Annotated in this window: 26 protein-coding genes and 1 pseudogene; 13 read left to right on the forward strand and 14 right to left on the reverse strand. The window is 32.7% G+C overall.

Annotated features, from left to right (window positions below):
* Positions 1–4 precede the first annotated feature (4 nt).
* Positions 5–1183, forward strand: coding sequence for a Pycsar system effector family protein (locus ASD98_RS06960; protein WP_056201945.1), 1179 nt, complete (start codon positions 5–7; stop codon positions 1181–1183).
* Between the two features lie 14 nt (positions 1184–1197).
* Here the strand turns inward: ASD98_RS06960 and ASD98_RS06965 are convergent, their stop codons facing one another.
* A complete protein-coding gene (locus ASD98_RS06965; RefSeq protein ID WP_056201949.1) occupies positions 1198–3567 on the reverse strand; it encodes a GAF domain-containing protein in 2370 nt (789 codons plus the stop codon).
* Between the two features lie 231 nt (positions 3568–3798).
* Between ASD98_RS06965 and ASD98_RS06970 the strand changes: the two genes are divergently transcribed.
* Positions 3799–4551 carry an SDR family oxidoreductase gene (locus ASD98_RS06970; protein ID WP_056201952.1) on the forward strand — a complete coding sequence of 251 codons (753 nt, stop codon included), beginning with the start codon at positions 3799–3801 and terminating at the stop codon, positions 4549–4551.
* A gap of 73 nt (positions 4552–4624) precedes the next feature.
* A complete protein-coding gene (locus ASD98_RS06975) occupies positions 4625–5206 on the forward strand; it encodes a TetR/AcrR family transcriptional regulator (protein ID WP_056201955.1) in 582 nt (193 codons plus the stop codon).
* Between the two features lie 91 nt (positions 5207–5297).
* Here ASD98_RS06975 and ASD98_RS06980 read toward each other — a convergent pair whose 3' ends face one another.
* The 9 genes from ASD98_RS06980 to ASD98_RS07020 form a co-directional block, all read right to left on the reverse strand.
* Positions 5298–6356 (reverse strand): nucleoid-associated protein, encoded by a 1059-nt coding sequence (locus tag ASD98_RS06980; protein WP_056201957.1) that lies wholly within the window; start codon positions 6354–6356, stop codon positions 5298–5300.
* 45 nt (positions 6357–6401) lie between these two features.
* Positions 6402–6761: a four helix bundle protein gene (locus tag ASD98_RS06985; protein ID WP_056201960.1), complete on the reverse strand. Its 360-nt coding sequence runs from the start codon at positions 6759–6761 to the stop codon at positions 6402–6404.
* Between the two features lie 94 nt (positions 6762–6855).
* On the reverse strand, positions 6856–7398 hold the full coding sequence (locus ASD98_RS06990; RefSeq protein ID WP_056201963.1) for a hypothetical protein: 543 nt from the start codon (positions 7396–7398) through the stop codon (positions 6856–6858).
* A 198-nt stretch (positions 7399–7596) separates the two neighbouring features.
* Positions 7597–8196, reverse strand: a complete 600-nt coding sequence (locus ASD98_RS06995; protein ID WP_056203251.1) for an HPP family protein — start codon at positions 8194–8196, stop codon at positions 7597–7599.
* An 83-nt stretch (positions 8197–8279) separates the two neighbouring features.
* Complete coding sequence (locus ASD98_RS07000; RefSeq protein ID WP_056201966.1) at positions 8280–9557, reverse strand: chloride channel protein; 1278 nt, start codon at positions 9555–9557, stop codon at positions 8280–8282.
* A 464-nt stretch (positions 9558–10021) separates the two neighbouring features.
* Positions 10022–10411 carry a VOC family protein gene (locus ASD98_RS07005; protein ID WP_056201968.1) on the reverse strand — a complete coding sequence of 130 codons (390 nt, stop codon included), beginning with the start codon at positions 10409–10411 and terminating at the stop codon, positions 10022–10024.
* Positions 10411–10986 (reverse strand): sugar O-acetyltransferase, encoded by a 576-nt coding sequence (locus ASD98_RS07010; RefSeq protein WP_053473870.1) that lies wholly within the window; start codon positions 10984–10986, stop codon positions 10411–10413. The genes ASD98_RS07005 and ASD98_RS07010 overlap by 1 nt, the downstream gene beginning before the upstream one ends.
* An 8-nt stretch (positions 10987–10994) precedes the next feature.
* Positions 10995–11453, reverse strand: a complete 459-nt coding sequence (locus ASD98_RS07015; protein WP_056201970.1) for a YciI family protein — start codon at positions 11451–11453, stop codon at positions 10995–10997.
* Between the two features lie 167 nt (positions 11454–11620).
* Complete coding sequence (locus tag ASD98_RS07020) at positions 11621–12079, reverse strand: DinB family protein (RefSeq protein WP_056201973.1); 459 nt, start codon at positions 12077–12079, stop codon at positions 11621–11623.
* Between the two features lie 140 nt (positions 12080–12219).
* On the opposite strand from ASD98_RS07020, the gene ASD98_RS07025 reads away from it, so the two are divergent.
* The 9 genes from ASD98_RS07025 to ASD98_RS07070 all read left to right on the forward strand — a co-directional run bounded on the left by ASD98_RS07025 (position 12220) and on the right by ASD98_RS07070 (position 19362).
* Entirely contained in the window at positions 12220–14379 is a 2160-nt protein-coding gene (locus ASD98_RS07025) for a TonB-dependent receptor (protein WP_056201974.1), read from the forward strand.
* Between the two features lie 411 nt (positions 14380–14790).
* Entirely contained in the window at positions 14791–15198 is a 408-nt protein-coding gene (locus tag ASD98_RS07035) for a DUF2141 domain-containing protein (protein ID WP_082577802.1), read from the forward strand.
* A gap of 49 nt (positions 15199–15247) precedes the next feature.
* Positions 15248–15868 (forward strand): hypothetical protein, encoded by a 621-nt coding sequence (locus ASD98_RS07040; RefSeq protein ID WP_056201984.1) that lies wholly within the window; start codon positions 15248–15250, stop codon positions 15866–15868.
* Positions 15869–15888: 20 nt separating this feature from the next.
* Entirely contained in the window at positions 15889–17229 is a 1341-nt protein-coding gene (locus ASD98_RS07045; RefSeq protein ID WP_056201988.1) for a histidine kinase, read from the forward strand.
* Between the two features lie 2 nt (positions 17230–17231).
* Complete coding sequence (locus tag ASD98_RS07050; RefSeq protein WP_056201990.1) at positions 17232–17534, forward strand: 2TM domain-containing protein; 303 nt, start codon at positions 17232–17234, stop codon at positions 17532–17534.
* Positions 17534–17860 carry a 2TM domain-containing protein gene (locus tag ASD98_RS07055; protein WP_056201992.1) on the forward strand — a complete coding sequence of 109 codons (327 nt, stop codon included), beginning with the start codon at positions 17534–17536 and terminating at the stop codon, positions 17858–17860. The genes ASD98_RS07050 and ASD98_RS07055 overlap by 1 nt, the downstream gene beginning before the upstream one ends.
* A gap of 2 nt (positions 17861–17862) precedes the next feature.
* Positions 17863–18168: a 2TM domain-containing protein gene (locus ASD98_RS07060; RefSeq protein ID WP_242412086.1), complete on the forward strand. Its 306-nt coding sequence runs from the start codon at positions 17863–17865 to the stop codon at positions 18166–18168.
* An 18-nt stretch (positions 18169–18186) separates the two neighbouring features.
* Complete coding sequence (locus tag ASD98_RS07065) at positions 18187–18555, forward strand: 2TM domain-containing protein (protein ID WP_056201998.1); 369 nt, start codon at positions 18187–18189, stop codon at positions 18553–18555.
* Positions 18556–18594: 39 nt separating this feature from the next.
* Positions 18595–19362, forward strand: a complete 768-nt coding sequence (locus tag ASD98_RS07070) for a LytTR family DNA-binding domain-containing protein (RefSeq protein ID WP_056202001.1) — start codon at positions 18595–18597, stop codon at positions 19360–19362.
* A 121-nt stretch (positions 19363–19483) separates the two neighbouring features.
* Here the strand turns inward: ASD98_RS07070 and ASD98_RS07075 are convergent, their stop codons facing one another.
* The 3 genes and pseudogenes from ASD98_RS07075 to ASD98_RS07090 form a co-directional block, all read right to left on the reverse strand.
* On the reverse strand, positions 19484–20509 hold the full coding sequence (locus tag ASD98_RS07075; RefSeq protein ID WP_056202004.1) for a COX15/CtaA family protein: 1026 nt from the start codon (positions 20507–20509) through the stop codon (positions 19484–19486).
* A gap of 352 nt (positions 20510–20861) precedes the next feature.
* A complete protein-coding gene (locus ASD98_RS07085; RefSeq protein WP_056202010.1) occupies positions 20862–22292 on the reverse strand; it encodes a CCA tRNA nucleotidyltransferase in 1431 nt (476 codons plus the stop codon).
* Positions 22293–22306: 14 nt separating this feature from the next.
* Positions 22307–22680: pseudogene (locus tag ASD98_RS07090) on the reverse strand (GxxExxY protein).
* Between the two features lie 397 nt (positions 22681–23077).
* Between ASD98_RS07090 and yaaA the strand changes: the two are divergent.
* On the forward strand, positions 23078–23836 hold the full coding sequence (yaaA, locus tag ASD98_RS07095) for a peroxide stress protein YaaA (protein ID WP_056202013.1): 759 nt from the start codon (positions 23078–23080) through the stop codon (positions 23834–23836).
* A 231-nt stretch (positions 23837–24067) separates the two neighbouring features.
* Here yaaA and ASD98_RS07100 read toward each other — a convergent pair whose 3' ends face one another.
* The gene (locus ASD98_RS07100; RefSeq protein ID WP_056202014.1) at positions 24068–25657 is read right to left on the reverse strand and encodes a DHA2 family efflux MFS transporter permease subunit; all 1590 of its coding nucleotides are present in this window, start codon (positions 25655–25657) and stop codon (positions 24068–24070) included.
* Between the last annotated feature and the right edge of the window lie 4 nt (positions 25658–25661).

The following is a 25661-nucleotide window of genomic DNA, read 5'->3' on the forward strand; positions in this document are numbered from 1 at the left end:
TTTTATGAATCTAATAGAACAATCCGAGGATTTTGTCGGTAATTTACTCAAAGATAAACTTTCTAATTTATATTCTTACCATAATTTTAACCATACTTTCACAGTAGTTACAGCGGTAAAAGAGCTTTGTAAAAAGGAAGATGTAGAAAGTGATGACAAAGAGGCACTTGTAGTTGCAGCCTGGTTTCATGATACGGGTTATATAGAAGGTTATGAAAATCATGAAGCTAAGAGCGTAAAGATTGCAGTTGATTTTTTAAAGGAAAAAGAAAAATCAGAAAAATTTATTGCACTTGTTTCCAGTTTGATTTTGGCTACAGCCAAAGACTATCATCCAAAAACACATTTAGAAAAAATAATTAAAGATGCTGATTATGCCCATTTAATGGGAACTGAATATGTTACAACCTGCGAATTATTGCGATTAGAATTAAAAAATACAGGAATTGTTAATTTTTCGAATGCCGAATGGACAAAAGAAAACCTGGACTTTTTGCTGAACAAACATAGGTTCTACACGGATTATGCTTTAAGAAAATGGCAGCCTTTAAAAGAAAAAAACCTTATTCTGATTCAGAAAAAAATAAATAAACAGGAATTGAAAGTGGCAGAAGAGCTGGAAAAAGAAAACAAAAAAAGCGAAAAAGTCGAAAAACCAGATCGAGGCGTTGATACTTTATTTCGTGTTACGCTTGGAAATCATACACGTTTAAGCGGTATTGCCGATAGTAAAGCTAATATTTTACTATCTGTAAATGCGATTATTATTTCGATTGCACTTTCATCTATAATTCCAAAATTAGACAGTCCGAAAAATGCACATTTAGTAATTCCGACATTTATTATGCTGATGTCGAGCGTAATCACCATTATTTTTGCGATTCTTTCTACAAGACCAAAAGTAACTTCGGGTGTTTTTACAAGAGAAGATATCGAGAATAAAAAGATTAATTTATTGTTTTTTGGAAATTTCTACAAAATGCCTTTAGAAGAGTACGACTGGGCAATGAACGAAATGATGAAAGACCGTGATTATCTTTATTCAAACATGATCAAAGATTTATATTATCTGGGATTGGTTTTACAGCGAAAATACAATTTACTTCGTATTGCCTACAACCTATTTATGTTTGGAATTATTATTACTGTAATTGCGTTCGTAATCGCTTTTAAATCGATATAAAAAAAGCTCAACTTTTAGTTGAGCTCATCTAATAAATCCTGATAGGTAATTTTTTTTATTTTTGAATTATTTACATTGTTAATTACTTTTACACGAATAGCTTTCAAACCAGAAACTCCCTGAAGGTCTTCGACTTCAAATTGTTCTATTGACGGTTCCAAGATTTTCTTGTGCTGCAAGTATTTGATATATTTTAAATATTCTGCTTCTTCACTGTTTTGAGAATATACAATTGTAATTTTCTCTTTTTCAGTAATTCTTTCGTTTGTACCCTTAATGTTCGATTTGTCGATTCGTTTTTTAACGACTTCATATCTTGCATTATAAGTTCCGTCAACGTCGAAGCGTTTTTCATCCATTCTAAAACGAATAGAAAGCGGAGAACTGAAGACTAAAATCAGCGAAGTAACATCTAATTCATACGGAAGCGATTCCTTAAGCTGATGATGTTCTAATTCCATTTCGCATAAAGTCTGTAACTGCCATAAACGCAGATTGTGCAGGAACATTATATCAAAAGGTCTTGTTGGCGAAATCGATGCGCCAATATATAAATTATGTTCAACACCATCTGTTTTAAAACGTTCGTAATAATGTGGATAAATTTGTTGCGCTTCAACCTGTTTTTTATCTAATACAGAAGCTAGTCTTTTATTGATAATCGACATGGCATTGTCAAACTTCTTTCTTTCCTGATAAAACATTCCGGTTTTTTCATCCAGACTTTCAAAGTACAATTCTTCTAATTTTTTATTTTTAGCATTGTCTTTGGTGTTTTTCAATATCGGATGAATTTCTTCTTCAATATAACGCTGAATATGCTGTTCCATATCTGCTTTTAACGGAAAATCCAATTCACTTCGAAGTGATTCTAATTCGAATTTTCTTTGCTCTAAAAGTACCAGATTTGAATTAGGTTTTTGATTATCGAAAATTTCCAAAAGAGCTGTCAGCTGATTTTTTAAATCGATTTTCACCGTTTCATTCCTGTGTTCAGATGAACCCTTAATATCAATTTGTCCGTATAACGGAAATACATTTTTGAATACAATTTCCTTAAAAATATAATCTTTCGTGTGATTCATATTTTGGAAATAGTTTTGAGATTCTTTTCTGAATTTCCAATAAACGCTTGGGTGAATCGTTGTATATTCACGCTGAATTATGGCTTCAACCTGATGCTGCATATCCGTATTATAGCGATCAATAGTATCTGTTAAATACGGTAAAACCAATTCTAATTTTGTTGCATTTACACTGTTTAATTCACGTATATTTTCTGAAACCAATTCGACAACGCCCAATAAATGTCCGTCTTTTATAACCGGCGCGAAAACACAGCTTTGAATTCCCTGATTTAATAAATGCTCCCCAAGTTTTGGGTTTGAAGATTCTTCGATAAATTTTTTCACATTTGAAATTACAAACGGTTCCTTTTTATCTAAAAGATTTTCAAACGAACACCCAAAAAAGGCATTTTTACAATCTACTTCCTGAGCAGATGAAAGTAAAAAGCTCTGCATTTGGTTGTCAAATTTTATTGGTCGTATAAATTTTTCTTCTTCAGGATTATAAATAATAAAGCCAACTTTTAAGCTCGGAATTTTAAAAATAGATCTAAAAATGTTCTCTATAATATCGGTTGAGGCAACTCTTGAGGTTTCTGGTTTTAAAAGATTACTTTTTAAATTGGAGATTGCGCTTTCTGTAGTCGCATCAAATAAAGAAACAATTCCGAAGCCTTTTAAAATCCAGCTTCTTGGTGGAAATTTAGATTTCCATAAATCAATATCATTATAATTATCAATCAAAATATCAATATCGTCCTGTGTAAGCTGCGGCGCATTCTCTGTTGGCGTGATTTCCATGAAATCGGCATTATAGAGAATACGATAATGTTTTTCTACACCTTCTTCATCTGGAATATCGTAGAAAAAAGGTTTATTAAAATCAATATTTTGATGATAATAAGCGCTTAAAATTAAACAACAGTTATTGATATAGAATTGGTGATCATCAAAATCACGAATTTCCATGTAAAATTCATCACCGGCATTACGTAATATCTTCTTGAAACGCTCTGTATAATTAAATGATATATTTTGAAAAGGTATTGTTATGGCTTTTATTTCATTGTTTGTTAAAGCCGTAGGAAATAAATCGGCAGCTATGTTTTTAATTAATGCCTCATTATTCTTAATTGTACTGTAGTCGCGAATTCCTGTTCTAAATTCCGGATACGCTTCAATTTCTTTTAAAATTGCTTTGGCGTAGTTAGATCGGTAATCAACATTTGATAAAGCAATCTGCTCAAAAGATTCAATTAGTTTATGAAATGAAATTATCGTTTCGAAAGGACTTTCGGTTGGTAAAAGACGGTCCATCTGTTTTTTGTTTTTAGAAATACAAAATTAAGCATAAATTAAGAATCAACGGCATTTTACGATTTCTTTCGTTTATAGTTTCATAGATACAAACCCTTATAAAATGGCACTTTCAGAAGCGAGTAATTATTTTAACTAAAAATTAACATTGTAAATAACGGAACGATCGTTCCGTTATTATATCTTTGTGCTATAATAATTGAATAATCAATAACTTAAATAACAAACAAAATGAAAAATTTAGAAAACAAAGTAGCTATTGTAACAGGTGGAAATAGCGGAATTGGGTACGCAGCTGCTGCCGAATTAGTATCAAAAGGCACAAAAGTAATTGTAACAGGAAGAAACAAAGAAGCTTTGACAAAAGCAGAAACAGAATTAAACGTTACAGGAATAGTTGCAGATCAATCTGATTTAAAATCTATTGATAATTTAGTAGAGGAAGTAAAAGCAAAATTCGGAAAGATTGATATTGTATTTTTAAATGCAGGTGTTGCTTCTTTTGCTCCCGTAGAATTAGCTCCGGAAGATCATTATGATACTATTATGAACGTAAACACAAAAGGGGTTTTCTTTACAGTTCAAAAATTATTACCGATTTTAAATGATGGGGCTTCTATTATTTTTAATACTTCGGTAAACGCTCATCTTGGAATGCCAAATTCAAGTGTTTATGCGGCAAGTAAAGCGGCAGTTTTATCTTTTAATAAAGTATTTGCTGTAGAATTAGCTCCTAGAAAAATTAGAGTAAATGCTGTTTCTCCTGGTCCGGTTGAAACTCCGCTTTATGGTAAATTAGGTTTACTAAAAGAAGAGGTTGAAGGTTTTGGAACTATTTTAGGTGAAAAAATCTTATTGAAACGTTTTGCACAATCTTCAGAAATTGCAAAAACAGTTGCCTTTTTAGCTTCTGACGATTCATCATTTATCACAGGAACCGAAATTGTTGTTGATGGAGGACTTACAGTAAACGCTGTAGTATAATTTTTTTTGATTAATTCAGGAACGATTGTTCCGTTTAATTCTTATCTTTGCAAAGAAATTTAATTTTGATATCATGGCGAGAACGAAAGAGTTTAATGAAGAACAGGTTTTAGATAAAGCGATTGAAATTTTTTGGTACAAAGGCTACAACGGAACATCTGCTCAGGATTTGGTAACACATTTAGGTTTAAGCCGTTCTAGTTTGTATGATACTTTTGGCGATAAGCAAAAATTGTTTTCAAAGTCATTACAACGCTATCAGCAGCAGGCTCAGGATATGGTAAAAGATCTTTTGGAAAAATCTGAAAATGTTAGGGAAACTTTGCATGATATTTTTAAACAAGCTGTTGTAGAAAGTTTGGAAGATAGAATTACAAAAGGCTGTTTTATGGTCAATTCTTCTGTAGAATTGGCTATGCACGATGCAGAAATTGCAAGGATTGTAAAAAACAACAGCCAGACAATGGAAGAAGTTTTTACAAATGCGGTCAAGAAAGGGCAGGAGGCAGGACATATTTCCAAACAGCAAGATGCAAGGGTTTTGGCGCGATTCATTTTTAATAATTATTCCGGAATCCGAGTTTTGGCCCGCACTGGAGAAAGAGATAAACAAGTTTATGACGATATTGTAAAAGCGGTATTTTCTATTTTATAGAGTGCTGAAACAATCTCAATAAAAAAAATGGCAATTACAAAATGTAACTGCCATTTTTTGTTTTAAGTAAGTAATAGAAAATGAAAACTTCTTAGCTTTTTTCTTCTTTATTGAAATACACTAAGTAGTAATACATTTGTTTTTCTTCATCCCAGCCTTTTTCAACAAATTTTTCTGCGCTTTCAGGGTTGATGAAATCCATTTTAATCTGAATGTGAGTATCCAGGTTAATTACGTTTTTAATCGATTTTCTGGCGTCTGATACTGCAGCGTTTGCAATTGGGAATGAGGTTACATCTTCGATGCTGTATTTTTCTCCTTTATCAACTTTATAATTTTTGAATTCAGGAATCAAGTCTGGGTTGTCTAATACTTCATTCAGGAAATTTTGCTCTTCAAACTGATCATTTTTAGCGAAATAATTCACAGATCGGTTCATAAACATTACTTCTTCTTTTTTGTCTTCTGCTGGCAACACTACATCTTTTGCGAAGTTCTGGCAGAATTTTAAATATTTTTTTGTAATGAAGTTTTCGTCTTCAAAAGCATCTACAGATAAAAAGTGCTCTAACCAGTAACGCGCGTCGTAACGGTTGCTGTCTACAGTTAGAATTTTGTATCCTTCTTCTTTTTTATAGTTAAAAATCAAGCATCCTTTATCTAATTTGCTCAGGTTAATTCCTTGCTGCAAAATCATTTCCAGGTTGCTGTTTTTTTCTTCAAATTGTAAAAAGTCAGACTGCAATTCGCTTTTAAAAATTCCGATTGCGTCAACTACATTATTATCAATACTTAAGTTTGTTAAGTACGTTACGTAAACCTCTCCGTTTTTAATATGCGGATGATTGGACTGTTCGAATAAATGTGTCGTGATTTTTTTTGAAATCTCCTGTAAATTAGATGGATTAGCAAAAATCTCCGTTGCATATTTAAACATGTCGTTGTAATCCAAGTCCACTTCGTGCGCAAACTGATAATAGTTTTCTTCTTTCTCTCTAAAAGGTTTAAAGAAGTACTCTTTTATCAAAGGCACAATTTCATCATTTAGATTAAATGGCTGCTCTGATAAAAAAATAGCTTCGTTACGGCTTTTGTTCCCTACGCGGTGTATCGCAAGCGTCTCGATGTGGGTGTTGAATAAGTTGATCATATTTTTTTTAGGTGCTGAGGTTCTGAGATGCTAAGGTACTAAGGTTTAGTTTCTGTCTTTTATTTTTTTTATAAAAGAAACTAACATTCTCTCTACTTCGCGGCTGTCCTCGTATAGGTTATTAAAATCGTTCTCTTTTAAGTACGATATATTTTTTGCGATTTCTAATTGAGTCTGCATTTCAAATAAAGACCCAACAGAAATATTTAAAAAGCGTAAAAGATCTTTATCGCTTTCTCTGCCAAATCCTTCTGCAATATTACTAGGGATTGAAATCGAACTACGTCTAATTTGTGAAGTTAATCCAAAGATTTCTTCTTTAGGAAAATTGTTTGTTGAAAAATAAATTTTGGTTGTCAAGGCCATCGATTTCTGCCAGATTAGCAGGCTTCTAAAATTACTCATTAATAATATTTTTAATTTGAAAATTAAAAATAAGAAAAAACTTTCAAAATAAAAACCTCAGAACCTTAGTATCTCAGTCCCTTAGACCCTCAGATTAATTCCAATTCTCCTCAAATCCGTAATCTTCAAAGTTATCATCGCCTTCGAACATATCAAGATCATCTTCGTCTAAGTCATCTTCAAATTCTCCGTAGATATCATCATGCATATCATCTGCTTCGAAGTTTTTTTCAAGCGCTTCGTCAGGCATTTCTCCGTGAGAGAATAATGTCTCAGGATAAATAGCTCCAACAGATTCCTCGTCAATAGCAGCCAACTCAACTAAGAAAGTCCACATACTGATGAAATCATAAACATAAATGATTTTAGTATTTTCTTTGTCTAAAATAGAAGATAATGGATAATCGCTCATGGTTCTTTGTTCACCCGGAACATCTCCAGTATCAAAAAGAGGAATTTCATCTTCTTGATTCCAGGTTTCATCACAAGTATAAAATGAAGCAACTTCTGATCCGTCAAAACCAAAAGCGTTGAAGATCGCATTATGTAAATCCTCAAGTGTATCGTCTTCAAGAATAGCAATGTCTCTAAAAATATCTTCTTCGGCGTCTAGAATTACTCTAAATTTATAAACCATAATCTTTGTTTTTATTGAGAGGTCAAAGGTAAAATATAAAAAATGAAATACGAATTGTGAATTACGATTTGTTGAAAATATTTTTCTAATGTGAAATGATCGAAGTTAAAAATGTCAGGCTGAGCGAAGCCGAAGCCCTAATCCAATAGCAAGGCCCTTCGACTTCGCTCACGGTGACATTCGGATAAAAAAGAAAAATTACTTCCCAGTTAGTCTCTTTCTAATCTTATGATAATGTTTGTGGTAAGTACTATGACTTGGATAACTTCTGCTTGAAGTCATATTATTAAAAATTAAAGCCGTTAAAAGTAAAATAAGTACTCCGGTTAAAACTGGAGAAAGCACATACATATAACCCAGCGATTTTACTTTTTCTGTTCCAATAACAGCAATTAAAGCCGTTGCGCCTCCCGGTGGATGAAGCGTTTTGGTAATCTGCATTAAAATAATGGCAATAGAAACGGCCAAAGGAGCAGCGATATACATAATATCCGGAACCAATTTATGAACGGTTACGCCTACAAGAGCTGAGATTACATGGCCTCCAACCAGGTTTCGGGGCTGAGAAAACGGACTTTGAATGATTCCGTAAACCAAAACACTCGAAGCTCCAAAAGAACCAATTAAATAAACAGCATCACTTCCAGAAAAGTGGATCGACTGTACGTATGCTAAAACCCCAATTCCGACAAATGATCCTAAAAATGACCAAAAATGTTCCTTGTAGTCAATTAGAGTTTCTTTATAAAGAATATAACGTGTTTTGCGATAGCTTCTTTTAATTCTGGGAGTTGGCATAATTTGAATATTCGTTGTGGTATTATTATTCACGAATTATTTTAATATCTAAACAAACAAATTCGTGAATTCGTGGCAAAAAATTATTTCGTTAAGCTTGGGGCATAACTATATACAGTATACGGATAAAGCATTTTCGCTGTATATTTTGAAATTAAACAAACGACAAGAATTGGTAAAAACAACGTATAATCGTTCGTTAATCCGCATACCAAAAAGATTGCTGTAAACGGAGCATGAATACTGGCACTCAAAACAGCTGCCATTCCGATAATCATAAAATTTACCGGAATTACATTTACATGGAAAAAGCTATTTAAAACAGAAGCCAATAATAACCCTAAGAAGGCCCCAATAAACAGACTCGGAGCAAAAACACCTCCATCGCCGCCAGAAGCTAATGTAATGGAAGTTACAATTGGCTTTAGAATTAAAATTCCGATGAATGTTAAAGCTAATGTTATAGTTAATGGAATTTCGGCAGTATTTCCAAAAATACCTTTTATGGCATGATAACCTTCGCCATATAATTGAGGAAAAATAAATAGTGAAATACTTAAAACGGCAGAACCTATAATAATTTTGTAATAATGAGTTCCGATTTTTCCAAATTGTGATTTAAAAAACAATACACATCTGGTTAAGTAAACTGAATTCATTCCGGCTAAAATTCCTAAAAGAATAAAATATGGAATTGCTTTTAAATGCCACGTTACAATAGAAACTGCAAACAATGGTTCTTCTTTTAAAATAGAAAGTAAACCAAATGCAATTGAAACGGCAATGATATTTGAGATAATAAATGCACGGGTAACTTTTCTGGAAATAACTTCAAAGGCAAATAAAATTCCCGCAATCGGACTGCTGAAAAGTGCTGTAACTCCAGCTGCAACTCCGGCACAGATTAATTCTGTTTTATATTGACGGAAAACATTTTCTTTTTCATGAGCAACAGAACCAATTGTAGCTGTGGCAACTACGGTAGAAACTTCGATTCCGGTAGAACCTCCAAAAACCACAGTGAGTAATCCGTTAATAAAGTGTGATGGGATTTTATAAGATGGAAGATTTTTTGTGGTTTGTGTACTTTCAAAAACTTCTTTGATTCCTTTGTTTTCCTTTTTCTTAAAAAGATATTGTCTCAAAAAATAAATTACAGATAACCCGAAAACAGGGAAAATGATATAAAATATTGGGTTTACCGAAACTTCATGAAAAAAGATTTCTTCGTAATATTCGGTAATTTTTTTAAGTGAAATTCCGAGAAAGGCCGAAAGGAAGCCAATTAAAATAGAAACAATAACTAATTTTCGGAACTTAATGAATTGATGATTTTTTTTGATTTGCGCCGTTTTGTTCATCAGAAGTAAATTTGAATTCGCACTTTTTTTATGCGGATTACAAAATTAAGAATCAAATTCGGTTTTTTATAGGAAATATTCATTTTAATATGTTAAAACTGATAAAAACAGGAAAATTCTTGCAGTGTGTTTTTCTTAGTATATCGCTTATTTAGGGGCAAAAGTTCAAAGTTACAAAGGTTCAAAGTTTTTTCATTTTAAAATTATTTAAGGAAATAAATTGCCTCCAGCTAAAGCTGGAAGTATGAAATTTGAAAAAGTAAAAGGCTTTAGCCAAACTAACGTATGTTTGGCTAAAGCCTTTCCAGCTTGGCTTTTTTAATCATCGCAATTGAAATTCCATAAAGTAGTAACTTGTCAATCTTTGTCGATTAGCTAGTGCGATTTCTCGTTCCTCGAAATGACATAAAATAATTAAAAACCTTTGAACCTCAGTACCTTTGAGCCTTTGCGCCTTATTTTATCTATCTCTCATAAAATTCAATTGGTAACAAATCAGGATCTGCAATAAAAGTAAAACGCTTTTCAGTCGTTTCATCAATTCGTATTGGCTCCGATTCTATTTTTTTTGAAGTTAAAAAAGCAACGGTTTCATTTAGATTAATTACTTCAAATGCCAAATGACGTAATCCAACTGCTTCCGGCCTTGAAGGTCTTTTTGGCGGATCTGGGAATGAAAATAATTCGATTACATAAATTCCATTTAAAGCTAAATCTAATTTATACGACTGGCGCTCTTCTCTGTAGATTTCTCTAATAATTGTCAATCCTAAAATTTCGGTATAAAAGTTTTTTGATTTTTGATAATCAGAGCATAAAATGGCAATATGATGAACTTTATTTAAGGTAAGCATTATGATTTTGATTCAGGTTCTTGATTTAATTTTCGGATTACTTTTGCCGGATTTCCAACGGCTAATGAATTATCGGGAATATCTTTTGTTACAACAGATCCGGCACCAATAACACAGCCTTTTCCAATCGTCACGCCCGGGCAAATAACAGAATTTCCACCAATCCAGCAATCGTCTCCAATGGTAACCGGATAGGCATTTTCTAGTGATTTTCTCAATTCAGCGTCAAGCGGATGTGATGCGGTGTAAATTTGAACATTTGGCGCAATAAATACATTCGAACCAATATTTACAGGAGCACAGTCCAGAACAACGCAATTCACATTAAAATAAACGTTTTCTCCGCAAAAAATATTATAACCATAATCACAGTGAAAAGGCGGTTCAATATAAAAACCAGCTCCAGTATTAGGAATCAGTTCTTTTAAAATTTCTTTTGCTTTTTTAGTTACTCTGTATTCTTTTACATTTAAACTGTGTAAAAGATTTTTTGCAGTTCGGCGGCCTTTTACTAATTCCGGGTCAAAAGCGTTGTAATATTCGCCCGAAATCATTTTTTCTTTTTCAGTTTTCATATAAGGTATTACATTTTCGTCTTAGCAATCTTTTTATGGATTTTCACCGTTTCCTGCAAAGCGGCGGTGCAGTACCAAGGCGTTAATTCTGCTTCAAGTAAATTGGCTTTTATGGCAGGATCTGTTGCCACTAGCGCTTTTGCTTCGTCAACAGTTTCTACGTTAAAAATATAAATACCTCTATAATTTCTATCGTTTTTCATAAAAGGCCCGGCAACAACGAGTTTCCCTTCTTTTACCAGTTTACTGATGTTTGCCATATGTCCTTCAAATAACTTTTTGGTTTCTTCTTTTGAAGCCGTTGTATTGGTTCCCGATTTTAAAAGACAGAAAACATATTTCTTCATTCCGTATTCATCGGCATTCAGAGATTTTGCCAGATTTTCATCAAATTTGACTTCCGTTTCTTGTGAAAAACCAGTAACACTTATAAATAAAAATGCGAGTAATACTATTGATTTTTTCATATAAATATTGATTTTAAATGGCTCTCAATTTTGTCATTCCGAGGAACGAGGAATCTTCGTAAGAAACTCCATACGCAAAATCACCAATCTTTGTCGAGCTACTTGTGAAGATTCCTCGTTCCTCGGAATGACAAGATTGCCAATAAACAGCAAAATTTTGTTATCAGCTATAGTAATTTTTTCAAAATAACAATCTGACCTAAATGATAAACGTCATGCTGGATAATTCCGTGAATATCTTCATAAAAATTATGATTATTATTTTGATCTATTTTCTCGAAATCCGCATCATTAAAATTATTCAAACAAGCACTCCATAATTCCTGAGATTTTGCCAGACTTTGCAGTGATTGCTCCCAGGCTGGCTCAGATGAATCTAAAATGGGAACAAAATAATTATGATCGGGAGTTGTAATTATTTCTCCCTGAACACGTTTTAATATGTTTCTTCTCCATTGTATTAGGTGATTGACAATTTCCCAAATCGTGTTTAAACTAGGATTAATTTTTTTATAAGCCTGAGCTGCAGTTACATCTTTTAAAGTATCTGCTAAGGTAACTTCAAGCCACGGATTTCCATTATAAATGGATTGATATAAATTCGAAACTCTTTTACTTTCTGACATAGTTAATAGTTTTTAGAAACGCTACAGCTAAGATACAAATTAGTAATTTACAACTCATCCTTAAAATTCTACAATTGGGTTATTATATATTTTTTAACAGGAAATGTTAAAATACATTTGCTCCATCAAAAACCAGTATTATGAAAACCAGAATTACTTTTATTTTATTATTACTAAGCACTTTTACTTTTGCGCAAAATGTTATCTCAGGAAAAGTTTTGGACCAAAAAGGAAAACCAGTTGCCGGAGCAAATGTTTATATAGACGGAACTTACGACGGAGCAACAAGTTCTGAAACGGGAGATTTTTCTTTTGAAACTTCTTCAACAGGAAATCAGTTTTTAGTAGTCAGCTTTTTACTTTTCGAAACTTTCAAAAAAGAAATTGATGTTGCCAACTACAAAGATCAAACGGTAAAACTGAGAGAAAATGTAAACACTCTTGATGCGGTTGTGATTACAGCCGGAACTTTAGAGTCTGGAGACAAAGCAAGAGTTTCTGTTTTAAAACCATTAGATATTGTAACAACTGCGGGTTCTGCAGGAAATATTGTCGCAGCTTTGCAGACTTTGCCTGGAACACAAAGTGTGGGAGAGGACGGACGTTTGTTTGTACGTGGAGGTGAAGCCAGTGAAACACAGACTTTTGTAGATGGAATTCGAGTGGCACAGCCGTACGGGGCAACAACAAATAATTTACCAACAAGAAGCCGTTTTTCTCCTTTTTTATTCAGTGGAATTGCTTTTTCTACCGGTGGTTACTCTGCAGAATATGGTGAAGCTTTATCAAGTGTCTTGCTTTTAAATACACAGGACGAACCTGATCATAATAAAACAGATATTGGTTTAATGACGGTTGGTTTGAGTTTAGGAAATACTCAAAAATGGACAAAAAGTTCGTTAAGTGTAAATATGGCTTACATCAATTTAGCGCCTTATCAGGCTGTGATTCCACAAAATGTTGACTGGAATAACCCATATCAATCTTTGGGCGGAGAAACAGTTTACAGATATAATTTTACAAACGGAATATTCAAATTATACGCTGCCTTTGATTCTGAAAAATTCGATTTGAATCAGAAAAACATCAATTTTGAAAACCCAGTCAGAACAGATTTAAACAATAATAATTTTTATTTAAACTCTTCTTATAAAGGAACTTTTGGAACAGGATGGCAGTTAACTTCTGGAATTAGTTACGGTTACAGCAAAAACAAAACGAAATACGATATTAATGACATCAATACGGATGAAAATGCAGCGCAGTTGAAATTAAAACTAGGAAAGAAAGTTTCGAACTATTTCAAATTGTCTTTTGGAGCGGATTATTTCATTACCAAATTCAATGAAAATTTTGATGACAATATTTCTATTGACGTAAAAAACGGATATGATTCTAACATTTTTGCAGCTTATACAGAAGCAGATATTTTATTCTCTAAAAAGCTGGCAATGAAAGTTGGTTTGAGATATTCTAATAACAGTTTATTAAATGAAAATAATATTGCACCGAGAGCTTCATTAGCCTATAAAGTTTCAAAAAGTAGTCAGTTTTCATTTGCTTACGGAGACTTTTCTCAAACGCCTGTTGTAGATTATATTAAATATTCAAAATACCATCAGTTTGAAAGTGAAAAAGCACAGCATTATATTTTAAATTATCAGTTTACACAGCCAGGGCAGACCTTTAGAGCCGAAGCTTATTACAAAGATTACAGCAATTTAGTGCAGTACGATACAAGAGATATTCAGTACAATTCGGTTTTCAATAACAACGGAAAAGGTTATGCAAAAGGATTGGATTTATTTTGGAGAGACAGCAATTTGTATAAAAACTTAGAATATTGGATTTCATATTCTTATATCGATTCTGAAAGACAATATAAAAACTTTCCAACAATGACAACTCCAAGTTTTATTGCAAATCACACATTATCTGTCGTAACGAAATATTTTATTACGGACTGGAAATCACAAATTGGGTTTACAAATAGCTACAGCTCAGGACGACCGTACAACGATCCAAACCAAACGCAATTCATGAACGGAAAAACGAAATCATATAACAGCTTAAGTTTTAACTGGGCGTATTTATTAACTACACAAAAAATCCTTTATTTCTCAGTATCAAACCTTTTAGGAACACAAAATGTTTTTGGATACGATTACGCAAAATTACCAGATCCAAACGGAGTGTATAACAGACAAGCGATTACACCAACAGCAGACAGATTTTTCTTCGTAGGTTTCTTCTGGACCATCAGCCAGAATAAGAGTGAGAATCAGTTGAAGAATCTTTAATTTTAGGTACAGAGGTGCAAAGTAACAAAGGTTCAGAGGTTTTTGAATGGTCAATTTCAAAAAAAAAGTATATATAAATCTTTGTTACTCTGAACCTTTGCTGCTTTGAGCCTAAAAAGAAACCTTTGTCCCTCTGGACCTTTGCACCTGAAAAAAAACATTTCAGCAGCAAAAATCAACAACTCAGTATCATTTAATTTTAAAACAATAAAATCCGAGATACTTTTGAAGTATAAAATTAAAGGTTCAGAGGGACAAAGTTCAAAGTTCCTTTCAAAACTTAAAAGGATAAAACCTTTGCTGCTTTGTTCCTTTGCAACTTTGAACCTCAAAAAAAAAGAGTTTTAATCATCAACAAAAAAACTTAGAACCTTAGTCAATCAGAACCTTAGAACCTTAAAAAAAGAAATCATGACCAAAATTATTACACTAATCACATTATTTATCTGCAGCTTAATGTCTGCTCAAAATGTAAAACTAACTGTTGCTGTTTCAGGTTTAAAAAGCAATACAGGAATTGTTAAAGTAGGTTTGTACAACTCAGACGGTACTTTTCTTAAAACGACATACAAAAGCATTACTTCTGAAATTAAAAACAATGAAGTAGTGGTAACATTTGACAATCTTCCGGCAGGAGAATATGCTATAACAACGTATCACGATGAAAACAATAACGGGAAACTAGATAAAAATATGATGGGAATTCCTTCTGAAGATTATGCAGCATCAAACAATGCTAAAGGATTTATGGGGCCTCCTGTATATAAAGATGCTAAATTTGTTATTGAAAAAGATTCAAAAATTGAAATTATATTATAAATAGTAACTAACAAACAAATTAAAATAACCATTTAAATAACCTTATAAAATGAAAAAAATCATCACTTTAATCGCATTATTTGTAGTCGTAATAAGTTCTGCGCAAACTCAATTTGAACAAGGAATGACTAAAGCTTTCGCACTTTGGAAAGAAGGAAAAAATACTGAAGCTTCTGCATTATTTGAAAGAATTGCTGCTGCCGAAAAAAACAGTTATCTGCCAAACTATTATATTGCTTTAATGAATACAACGGCAGTTTTTACTGAAAAAGATAAAACAAAAATTGATCTTCTTTTAACTAAAGCTCAGGATGCATTAGACGTAGAATTTATTAAAGATCAAAACAATGCAGAATTATATGTGCTGCAGGCTTTAATTTACACAGGATATGTTGTAGCTGACCCAATGACAAACGGAATGAAATATTCGTCTAAAGTTATGGAAGCTTACGCAAAAGCAAAAGCGATTGATCCTAAAAACCCAAGAGCTGTTTTTGGAGAAGCTGATTATCAATTAGGTGGCGCAAAATGGACAGGCGTTGATACAAAACCTCTTTGTGCAGAAGTTGACAGATCTATCGAACTTTTTGCTACTTTTAAACCAGAAACTCCTTTTTCTCCTAAATGGGGATTAGACAGAGCTTTGGAAATTCAAAAAACGTGTAAATAATTTAATAAAAAAATAAAAGAATGACCTTGAAACCAAATCTATTAAAAGCGTTTTTAATTGGTGGAGTAGTATTTTTATTCTCTTTCCTGATTCGCTTTGCGTCATTTGGAACTGCAGTTTTTACCAAAGATTTGTACATCTATTTTTTGTACTGTATGTTGTACAGTGTTGTTTTGTACGTGGTAAATGCTTCTCTGTTTGTTTATTTAGACAAGGTTTTTGAAGGGGCAAACAGATTTTCTGCCAGAAGAATTTTTATCGGGTTTATAAGTTCATTTTTCATTTCGCTTTTCGTCATTTTTGTACTGCGCATTTTTACGCAGGTTGTTATAGAAAGACGTCCGTTGTTAAGTTTTTTAGCAAATGAAGATCCTGCAAATTATATAGAATCTTCGGTCATTACTTTTATCGTTTTGCTGATATTTCACGCATTACATTTTTACAAATTATATCAGGAAAACAAAGTCATACAGCAAAAGATAATTGCGGGAACGGCAAATGCCAAATTCGAAAGTTTAAAAAATCAAATCGACCCGCATTTTCTTTTTAACAGCCTAAACGTTCTTAGTTCATTAATTGAAGAAAATCCGGATAATGCACAGCGGTTCACTACTTCTTTATCTAAAATTTACAGATATGTTTTAGAACAAAAAGATAAAGAACTGGTTTCTGTTGAAGATGAATTATCATTTGCAAAAACCTATATGAACCTGTTGAAAATGCGTTTCGAAAACAGTTTGTTTTACGAACTGCCAGCAGGAGATATTAATCCGGATGCTAAAGTGGTTCCTCTTTCGTTACAGCTTTTACTCGAAAATACAGTAAAGCACAATGTGGTAAGCGAACAGAAACCATTACATATTAGAATTTTTATTGAAAAAGATTATTTGGTTATTCAAAATGATCTTCAGAAAAAAGAAGTTCTGCAGGACAGACAAGGTGTTGGATTGCAGAATATTGTAAACCGTTACGGAATTATAACCGACAGAAAAGTGCTGATTGAGAAGGATGAGAAAAATTTCTCGGTTAAGATTCCAATTTTAACAAAACAAATTACTGTTATGGACATAAGTGCAGAATATAATGACGAAGCAAAAGCGTATTACAGAGCTAAAAAAAGAGTAGAAGAACTAAAAGGATTTTACGGAAATGTAATTTCATATTTATGTGTGATTCCGTTTTTAGTTTTTATCAATTTGAGATTTTCTCCGGGATTTCAATGGTTTTGGTTTTCAGCTTTAGGATGGGGATTTGGAGTTGCCATGCATGCTTTTAAAGTTTTTGGCTACAGCTCTGATTGGGAAGAAAGAAAAATCAGGGAGATTTTAGAGAAAGAAAATAATCAAAAAACCTGGAAATAATTATGGAAAAGAATTATGCCGAAGGCGAAAGATATTATCAAGCTCAAAAAAGAGTAAAAGAAATTAGAGAATTTTATGAACATTTGACTGTATATGTACTTGTAAATCCAATTGTAATTGTTGTAAATCTTATGACTTCGCCGGGATATTTATGGTTTATATGGTGTTTGATGGGATGGGGAATCGCGATCGTTTTACATGGATTAAAGGTTTTTAGTTTTCCGCCTTTTTTCAATAAAAAATGGGAGGAAAGAAAAATCAGGGAAATTTTAGAAAAAGAACGCAATCAAAAAACTTGGGAATAATGGAAACAAATTCTAATAATCCGGAAGAAAATATATTGAAAGAGCTGGCAAGTAAAAAAGTGGTAAAGCTAAAATCATTTTACAAACACACTTTTCTGTATGCGGTTGCAATGATTCTTTATATTTTAAAAGAATACACAGAAGTGCCATTGCATTTCTTTCCGATACAATTTTTAAACGGAGTTGTGGTAATTATTTGGTCTGCAGTATATGTTGGCTCTGCAATTGACATGTTTGTTTCTTTTAAAATATTTGGAAAGGAATGGGAGGAAAGAAAATTGAGAAGTCTTTTAGAAAAGAAAAATAGAACACAAAAATGGGAGTAATCATGGAAATGAATTTTAATGAAGACGATAAATACTTTTTAGCAAAAAAGAAAGTAGAAAGTATTAAAGGATTTTACGGAAATCTTGTTGCTTATATTTTAGTAAATGCAATTTTGGTTTTCATTAATCTTTACACTTCACCAAAATATTTATGGTTTTTCTGGCCGTTAATGTGGTGGGGAATTGGAGTTGTTTTTCATGGATTAAAGGTTTTTGAAGTATTTCCGGTTTTAGGAAGAGACTGGGAAGAAAGAAAAATCAAAGAATTTATGGAAAAAGAAAAAGAGAATAAAAATAAGTGGAAATAACTAAAAAGAAATACTATTATGGGACGTTTTAGAAGACGCATGTATGATGAATATGCACACGAATTTAGTACAGACGAAAATTATAATAATGCATATAGAAGAGTTAAGAGATTAAAAGGTTTTTACTCGCATTTAAGAGTTTACCTAATTGTAAATGTCATCATTATAATCGCAAATTTAAACCGGGATATTTTTAGCGAAAATATTCATGAAAGCGGCTTAATGGACTGGCAGACTTATTCAACAGCATTTTTCTGGGGAATAGGTTTATTGGCACATGCAATGTCTGTTTTTGGCCGTGATCTTTTCTTTAGCGCTGATTGGGAGCAAAAGAAAATCCAAAAATATATGGAGAAAGAAGCCGCGAATACAAATAAATGGGAGTAACTTTGAAATACTATTTTTTCTAAATTTTGTATATAGTAAATGATCACATTAATTATAGAAGACGAAAAACCAGCTGCAAGACTGCTGCAAAGAAAGCTTGAAAAGTTAGATGTTACTGTAGAAACGATGCTTCATTCGGTTGAAGAATCGGTTCACTGGTTTAGTAATAATCAACATCCCGATTTAATTTTTCTGGATATTCAATTATCAGATGGTTTATCGTTTGAAATTTTTGAAAAAATAGATATTAAAAGCGCTATCATTTTTACAACAGCTTATGATGAATATGCGTTAAAAGCTTTTAAATTGAATAGCATAGATTATCTTCTAAAACCAATTGATGAAGATGATCTGGAAGCAGCAGTTTCAAAATTTAAATCCCGACTTCCGAAAACGGCTTCTGAAACTTCAAACGTACAGCTTGATTTTGAACAGATTCGCCAAATGCTGTCAAACCCTTTTGAGAAAACCTATAAAAAGCGATTTACGGTTAAAATTGGTCAGCATTTAAAAGTAGTTACTACTGAAGAAATTGAATGTTTTTTTAGTGAAAACAAAGGAACTTATATTCACACGTACGACAATCGAAACTATTTAATCGATTCCACTTTAGAGATTCTGGAACAGGAATTAGACAAAAAGGATTTCTTTCGCGTAAGCAGAAAATTTATTGTTCCGCTTCAGGCCATTAAAGAAATTCAGGTGTATACCAATTCACGTTTAAAAGTAATTTTACCAACTTACAAAGAAGATGAGGTTATTGTAAGCCGTGAAAAAGTACAGGATTTTAAAACCTGGCTAGGGTAAATATTGTTTTGGATCAACATCATTTCTGACGGATTGAAATCCGGTTAACGAGATGTATTTTTTACCAGATATAAAATAAAAAAGAGCCGAAATTTTCGGCTCTTTTTTATTTTTCAAAACATTATTTGCTTAATCGGTGCAATGTATATGTCATTGCGCTCAAAAGGAAAAACGCCATAATTTGGTGAATTAACCCTAAAGCCAAAGGTACGCTGTATAATAAAGTAAAAACACCAAGAAGAAATTGTATAAAAACAAAAACTACCAAAGTGTTGATTCCGTTTGCCTGTGTATTAGTAAGTGTATATTTTTTGCTTTTGAAGAAAAGAAAAAGAATAATTCCAACCACAACATAAGCAAAAGTTCTGTGTACAAATTGAACGCCGCTTTTTCCCTCAATTAGATTCTTAATCAAACTAGACTGCTCAATAAAAACCGATTCGTGAATAAATTCTCCATCGCTCATTAAAGGCCAGTGATTGTGAATTAATCCGGCGTTTAATCCGGCAACAAATCCGCCATAAATAATTTGGATCAATAAAGCGACTAAAGCATATCTGGCAATTGTACGAAGCGGTAATATTTTATTGATATTTCTTTCAGGATAAATCAAATCCAGTGCTACCCAAAGTGTATAAGCAAAAGTTATAAAAGCAAAAGTTAAGTGAAGCGAAAGTCTAAAATGGCTCACATCCGGATTATCGATTAATCCGCTTCGAACCATAAACCATCCAAGAAAACCTTGAAAAGCTCCCATTGCTAAAAGCACAATACATTTTTTAATTGTTGGCGTATCTAATTTCTTTCTGATTAAGAAATAAACAAATGGAACAAAAAATACAAGTCCGATAATGCGACCGATAAAACGGTGAAACCATTCCCAGAAATAAATGAATTTATAATCTGCTAATTGAAAATCGTTATGGATATTGATTTTTTGGTACTCAGGAAATTTTTTATACTCATCAAAAGCAGCCTGCCATTTTGCATCTGTTAAAGGTGGAAATGTGTCGGTAACCAAATGCCAGTCCGTCATTGATAAACCTGAATTGGTCAAACGTGTGATTCCGCCCACGACAACCATTAAAAATAATAAAACACAACCTGATAGTAACCAAATGATTACTGATTTATTCTCTTTTTTCATTCTTTTCCGATTAATTCGATTTCGTTTGTTTTTGTAAGTTTATTGATGTAAAATTTTGAAAAATAAAAACTCCCGTATATAAAAGATGAAAATAGCATAATAAATTTTATTATCCTTTCAGTAATAGATGCATGGAATTCATTTCCAAATAAACTAATTAGAATATATTTTTCAAAAAAATAATATAGTATTGCAATTATAAAAGCTGAACCAACAGAGAACAAAAAATAAAGTATGATATGTTTAAGCCCTACCTTATCAATGTTTTTAAGCTTTCTATAAAAAAGTATATTAGTTGATAAAAAGACTGATATAATAATTAACAAAAAGATTACTCCGATAGCTATCATTATTATTTCTTAAGAGTTAAATTCAACTTTGCAGCTCTTTTAATCACAAAATCATAAGCAGCCTGATATTCATTAGGAATATCTCCTTCTAAAATAGCTTCTTTTACAGCTTCTTTTAAAACTCCAATTTCGCGAGAAGGTTTCAAATCGAACATTTCCATAATTTCTTCACCGGAAATTGGCGGCTGGAAATTACGAACATGATCGCGTTCTTCAACTTCAACAATTTTCTTGCGAACAATTTCAAAGTTTTTATGATATTTTTTGAACTTTGCAGGATTTTTGGTTGTAATATCGGCTTCACATAAAGTCATTAAATCCTCAACATCTTCACCGGCATCAAAAACCAAACGACGAACTGCACTGTCGGTTACAATATCCTGTGCCAAAACAATCGGACGTGAACTCATAATTACCATTTTTTGCACAAATTTCATTTTGTGATTCAATGGCATGTGCAAACGTTCGAATATCTTTTTTGCCATTTTTCCACCCAAAAATTCATGCCCGTGAAAAGTCCAGCCTTGTTTTTTGTTGAAACGTTTTGTTGGCGCTTTTCCAATATCGTGCAATAAAGCTGACCATCGTAACCAAACATCATCTGTATTTGGGCAAATGTTGTCAACGACTTCAAGCGTATGGTAAAAGTTGTTTTTATGTGTATGACCTTCGATTTCTTCAACTTGATTCAACGCTGTTAATTCAGGTAAGATGAGATCTAAAAGTCCGGTTTTATATAAAAGTAAAAATCCGGTTGACGGTTTTGGCGTAGAAAGAATTTTGTTTAGTTCATCTACGATTCTTTCGCCTGAAATAATCTTGATGCGATCTGCATTTTTGGTAACCGCATTCAAAGAGTTTTCTTCGATTTCGAAATTCAATTGTGTTGCAAAGCGAATTGCACGCAGCATTCGCAGCGGATCATCAGAATAGGTAATATCCGGATTTAAAGGCGTTTTGATTGTTTTACTTTCTAAATGCGCCAATCCATTAAACGGATCTAAAAGATCTCCGAAGTTATTTTTATTTAAAGATAAAGCCAAAGCGTTGATTGTAAAATCACGGCGATTTTGGTCATCCTGAAGCGTTCCGTTCTCTACAATCGGATTTCGGCTGTCAAAATTATAAGACTCTTTTCGGGCACCAACAAATTCAATATCGGTATCTTCAAAACGAAGCATTGCCGTTCCGTAAGTTTTAAAAACCTGAACTTTTGGTTTATTCGGAAGTAAGTCAGAAACTTTAAGCGCTAATTCGATGCCGCTTCCAACTGCCACAACGTCGATATCTTTTTTAGAACCTCGGTTTAAAAGCAAATCGCGAACGAAACCTCCTATCACATAAGAGTCTACATTTAATTCCTGAGAAGCTTTCGAAATAATATCGAAGATTTTGTTTTGTAAAGCAGTTTTATAATTTGTTTGTATAGCCACGAATTCACTAATTTTTATAAAATAATACGTTTGTATTCAAGTGAGACAGAATTAAAGTTTGCTAAAATTGCTAAATGTGTTTTAGAAACTTTTAGATAATTAAGACATTGTGAAATATATTTTGGATGCAAAAAATCACTTGATTTTATTTCAAGTATAATTTTATCAAACAAAACAAAATCAGCATAAAATTTGTGATTTAATATTATGTCTTTATAATTTACTAAATATTCTTTTTCTCTTCAAATGGAATATTTGCTTTTTTAAATTCGTATTCTAAAGCATCTTTATATACAATTTCAGAAAAGCCTCCACCTAAATTTCTATGAACATCAAATAAAATTCCCATTACCAGATAGCTTTCCAGCTGATACAATATTTTTGTCATGTCTAAATTTTTTCCGCCACGAATTCACGAATTTTTCTAATTAATTTTTAAAAAGTTAATTCGTGAATTTGTGGCTATTATTTAGAATACAACTTTCAATTTTGTATTGAAAATGTTTTTGGAATTTTATGGTTGCAAATTTACAACATAGAAAATGCCTTTTATAATCTATCGCTCACTTTTTTGAGCAAATTCTCAATTTTTCAATTGAAATTTATTAAAATAAAAAACGGTGGTCGTGAATTACACGAATTAATACAAATTATACTCACAGATTTAATAAATTAAATTCGTGAATTCGTGGCTGAAAAAACTATACAGCAATAAAACAAATCAATTGCAATAACATATTTTTAAAAATTCAATTTGTATTTTTGAATCATATAAAAATGCACAAATGAAAATTGTTATATCGCCGGCGAAATCACTGAATTTCGAAAAAGAATTACCTACTGTCCAACATACTGAACCTTCATTTTTAAAAGAAGCGCGCCAGGTTCATAAAATATTAAAAGGAAAAAAACCTGCTGAATTATCCCATTTAATGTCAATTTCAGACAAACTTGCTGATTTAAACTGGAAACGAAACCAAGACTGGAAAACACCATTTACTGTTGAAAATGCCCGTCCGGCAGTTTATACTTTTGATGGTGACGTTTATACGGGTTTAGATGCTTATTCCATTCCGTTGGAAAAATTAGATGTTCTTCAGGATAAACTTAGAATTCTATCCGGACTTTACGGCGTTTTAAAACCGCTAGATTTAATGCAGGCCTATCGTTTAGAAATGGGAACAAAATTACCAGTTGGCGATTATAAAAACCTGCATGAATTTTGGAAACCTGTTGTTACAAAAGCTTTAAATAAAGAATTGACAAAAGGTGAATTATTTGTGAATTTAGCCAGTAACGAATATTTTTCGGCGGTTGATGTAAAAGCTTTAAAAGTTCCTGTAATTACTCCTGATTTTAAAGATTACAAAGACGGAAAATTAAAAATGATCAGCTTCTTTGCAAAAAAGGCGAGAGGGATGATGGTGCGTTATATTATAGATACAAATGCAGAAACTATTGATGACTTAAAAGGTTTTAATTACGAGGGTTATCGTTTTGATGCGAATCTTTCGAAAGGAAATCATTTGGTTTTCACCAGATAGTTTTTAAGGCTCAAAGTTACAAAGGTTCAGAGGTTTTTTTAAGGTTCTGAGTTACTAAGATGCTAAGGTTCTAAGATTTTTTACTAGAGAGCCGAAGGCTCGGAACATATTGTAGGCAGGGATTTCAATCCCTGAAGATTTAGCACATTTAATTAATAAATAACAACAAAAAAATAAACGCCGAATTCAATTTAGAATTCGGCGTTTCTGCGTATTATAAAATTATTATTATTAGTGCATTGCGTCGGCTGCACTAATCTTGTTCTTCCCTTTTTTGATAAAGAGAATAATCGGTATGCAACATAAAAACATAATTCCTAAATACATAAATATATCTATATAGGCCATTACGGTACTTTGTTTTAAAACAGCATATTCTATAGCTTGATGTGATTTCTTTAAAGCGACATCTGCACTATATCCTTTTGACATAAAGGCTTGCTGCATTCCTGTAATACGCTGTTGAACTTCGTATTTTGCAGGATCTAAATTGTTAATCAAATCTACTCTGTGTTCCTGACTAAAACGTGTAATGAAAGTGGTAATAATTGCAATACCAAATGAACCTCCTAATTGGCGCATCATTCCGGTAAAAGCAGCTCCTTCACCAATTTGTTTTCCTTTTAAGGTTGAAAGAGAGAGTGTTGTTATTGGTACGAAAAGTAATCCAAGACCAATTCCTCTCAAAATTAAGGGCCAATACATATGTTCTACTCCAGTATCTGGCGTCATACGAGTCTGCATCATAAAGGTAAAGAAGAAGAATACTAAAAATCCAACTCCAACCATATAACCTTGCGGAACACCTTTTTGAATCATATTTCCAACAAATGGCATCATAATCGCCGTTGTGATAGATCCCGGAATTAATAATAATCCTGCATCAGTTGCTGTCCATCCTAAAATCGACTGCGTATAAATAGGGATAATTAACGTTGAACCATATAAACCGAAACCAAGAATGAAACACATTACAGTTCCAATTCTTAAATTTCCATCTTTCAAAACACTTAAGTTCACAATTGGATGTTTGTAAGTCAGCTCTCTCCAAATAAAAAGAACCAATCCCAGAACAGTCACAACACTTAAAGTTACAATAAGAGAATCGTTAAACCAGTCATCCTGCTGTCCGTGTTCAAGAACGAATTGTAAAGAACCAATAAAGGCGCTCAACAAGAAAATTCCCCACCAGTCAACCTGATTTGCTTTTAATTTTTCTCCATATTTTGGGCTTCTTACGAAAGTTAAAGCCAAAATAGTAGCGATAATTCCAAGTGGAATATTGATGTAAAAGATATAAGGCCAAGAATAATTATCTACTAAATATCCTCCCAAAGGCGGACCTAAAGTTGGCCCCACAATTACACCCATTCCGTAAATAGCCTGCGCCATACCACGTTTTGCAACCGGATAACTTTCTGTAATAATCGTTTGGGCTGTTACAAGTAGCGCTCCACCACCCATACCTTGTACGAATCGGAAGGCTACAAGTTCCCAAATATTACTGGCATTTCCACACAAAAAGGAACAGACGGTAAATATAATGATAGAAGCCACAAAATAATTACGTCTTCCAAATTGCTGTGATAACCAGCTCGTCATCGGAATTACAATAACATTCGCAATTGCGTATGCTGTAATAACCCACGCCACATCGGTCAAGGTAGCACCAAGACTTCCGCGCATGTCTGTTAGAGCTACGTTTACAATCGTCGTATCTACAATTTCCAGCAATGCACAAAGTACTGCCGTAATGGTAATAATAACGCGTCGGTAACCGTATTCTACTAAATCGTCGTCTGCTTGTACTGCTGCTGCCATTTAT

Source organism: Flavobacterium sp. Root186, from assembly GCF_001428525.1.
Classification (GTDB): Bacteria; Bacteroidota; Bacteroidia; order Flavobacteriales; family Flavobacteriaceae; genus Flavobacterium.

Excerpts from the sequence above, each read along its gene's own strand:
- ASD98_RS07020 (WP_056201973.1), bottom strand. The coding sequence starts at position 12,079 with ATGTCAGAAAGTAAAAGAGTTTCGAATTTATATCAATCCATTTATAAT.
- ASD98_RS06980 (WP_056201957.1), bottom strand. The coding sequence starts at position 6,356 with ATGATCAACTTATTCAACACCCACATCGAGACGCTTGCGATACACCGC.
- ASD98_RS07050 (WP_056201990.1), top strand. The coding sequence starts at position 17,232 with ATGGAAAAGAATTATGCCGAAGGCGAAAGATATTATCAAGCTCAAAAA.
- ASD98_RS07055 (WP_056201992.1), top strand. The coding sequence starts at position 17,534 with ATGGAAACAAATTCTAATAATCCGGAAGAAAATATATTGAAAGAGCTG.
- ASD98_RS06970 (WP_056201952.1), top strand. The coding sequence starts at position 3,799 with ATGAAAAATTTAGAAAACAAAGTAGCTATTGTAACAGGTGGAAATAGC.
- ASD98_RS07025 (WP_056201974.1), top strand. The coding sequence starts at position 12,220 with ATGAAAACCAGAATTACTTTTATTTTATTATTACTAAGCACTTTTACT.
- ASD98_RS07045 (WP_056201988.1), top strand. The coding sequence starts at position 15,889 with ATGACCTTGAAACCAAATCTATTAAAAGCGTTTTTAATTGGTGGAGTA.
- ASD98_RS06960 (WP_056201945.1), top strand. The coding sequence starts at position 5 with ATGAATCTAATAGAACAATCCGAGGATTTTGTCGGTAATTTACTCAAA.
- ASD98_RS06995 (WP_056203251.1), bottom strand. The coding sequence starts at position 8,196 with ATGCCAACTCCCAGAATTAAAAGAAGCTATCGCAAAACACGTTATATT.
- ASD98_RS07035 (WP_082577802.1), top strand. The coding sequence starts at position 14,791 with ATGACCAAAATTATTACACTAATCACATTATTTATCTGCAGCTTAATG.
- yaaA (WP_056202013.1), top strand. The coding sequence starts at position 23,078 with ATGAAAATTGTTATATCGCCGGCGAAATCACTGAATTTCGAAAAAGAA.
- ASD98_RS06975 (WP_056201955.1), top strand. The coding sequence starts at position 4,625 with ATGGCGAGAACGAAAGAGTTTAATGAAGAACAGGTTTTAGATAAAGCG.
- ASD98_RS06965 (WP_056201949.1), bottom strand. The coding sequence starts at position 3,567 with ATGGACCGTCTTTTACCAACCGAAAGTCCTTTCGAAACGATAATTTCA.
- ASD98_RS07065 (WP_056201998.1), top strand. The coding sequence starts at position 18,187 with ATGGGACGTTTTAGAAGACGCATGTATGATGAATATGCACACGAATTT.
- ASD98_RS07070 (WP_056202001.1), top strand. The coding sequence starts at position 18,595 with ATGATCACATTAATTATAGAAGACGAAAAACCAGCTGCAAGACTGCTG.
- ASD98_RS07075 (WP_056202004.1), bottom strand. The coding sequence starts at position 20,509 with ATGAAAAAAGAGAATAAATCAGTAATCATTTGGTTACTATCAGGTTGT.
- ASD98_RS07040 (WP_056201984.1), top strand. The coding sequence starts at position 15,248 with ATGAAAAAAATCATCACTTTAATCGCATTATTTGTAGTCGTAATAAGT.
- ASD98_RS07005 (WP_056201968.1), bottom strand. The coding sequence starts at position 10,411 with ATGCTTACCTTAAATAAAGTTCATCATATTGCCATTTTATGCTCTGAT.
- ASD98_RS07000 (WP_056201966.1), bottom strand. The coding sequence starts at position 9,557 with ATGAACAAAACGGCGCAAATCAAAAAAAATCATCAATTCATTAAGTTC.
- ASD98_RS06985 (WP_056201960.1), bottom strand. The coding sequence starts at position 6,761 with ATGAGTAATTTTAGAAGCCTGCTAATCTGGCAGAAATCGATGGCCTTG.
- ASD98_RS06990 (WP_056201963.1), bottom strand. The coding sequence starts at position 7,398 with ATGGTTTATAAATTTAGAGTAATTCTAGACGCCGAAGAAGATATTTTT.
- ASD98_RS07010 (WP_053473870.1), bottom strand. The coding sequence starts at position 10,986 with ATGAAAACTGAAAAAGAAAAAATGATTTCGGGCGAATATTACAACGCT.
- ASD98_RS07015 (WP_056201970.1), bottom strand. The coding sequence starts at position 11,453 with ATGAAAAAATCAATAGTATTACTCGCATTTTTATTTATAAGTGTTACT.
- ASD98_RS07100 (WP_056202014.1), bottom strand. The coding sequence starts at position 25,657 with ATGGCAGCAGCAGTACAAGCAGACGACGATTTAGTAGAATACGGTTAC.
- ASD98_RS07060 (WP_242412086.1), top strand. The coding sequence starts at position 17,863 with ATGGAAATGAATTTTAATGAAGACGATAAATACTTTTTAGCAAAAAAG.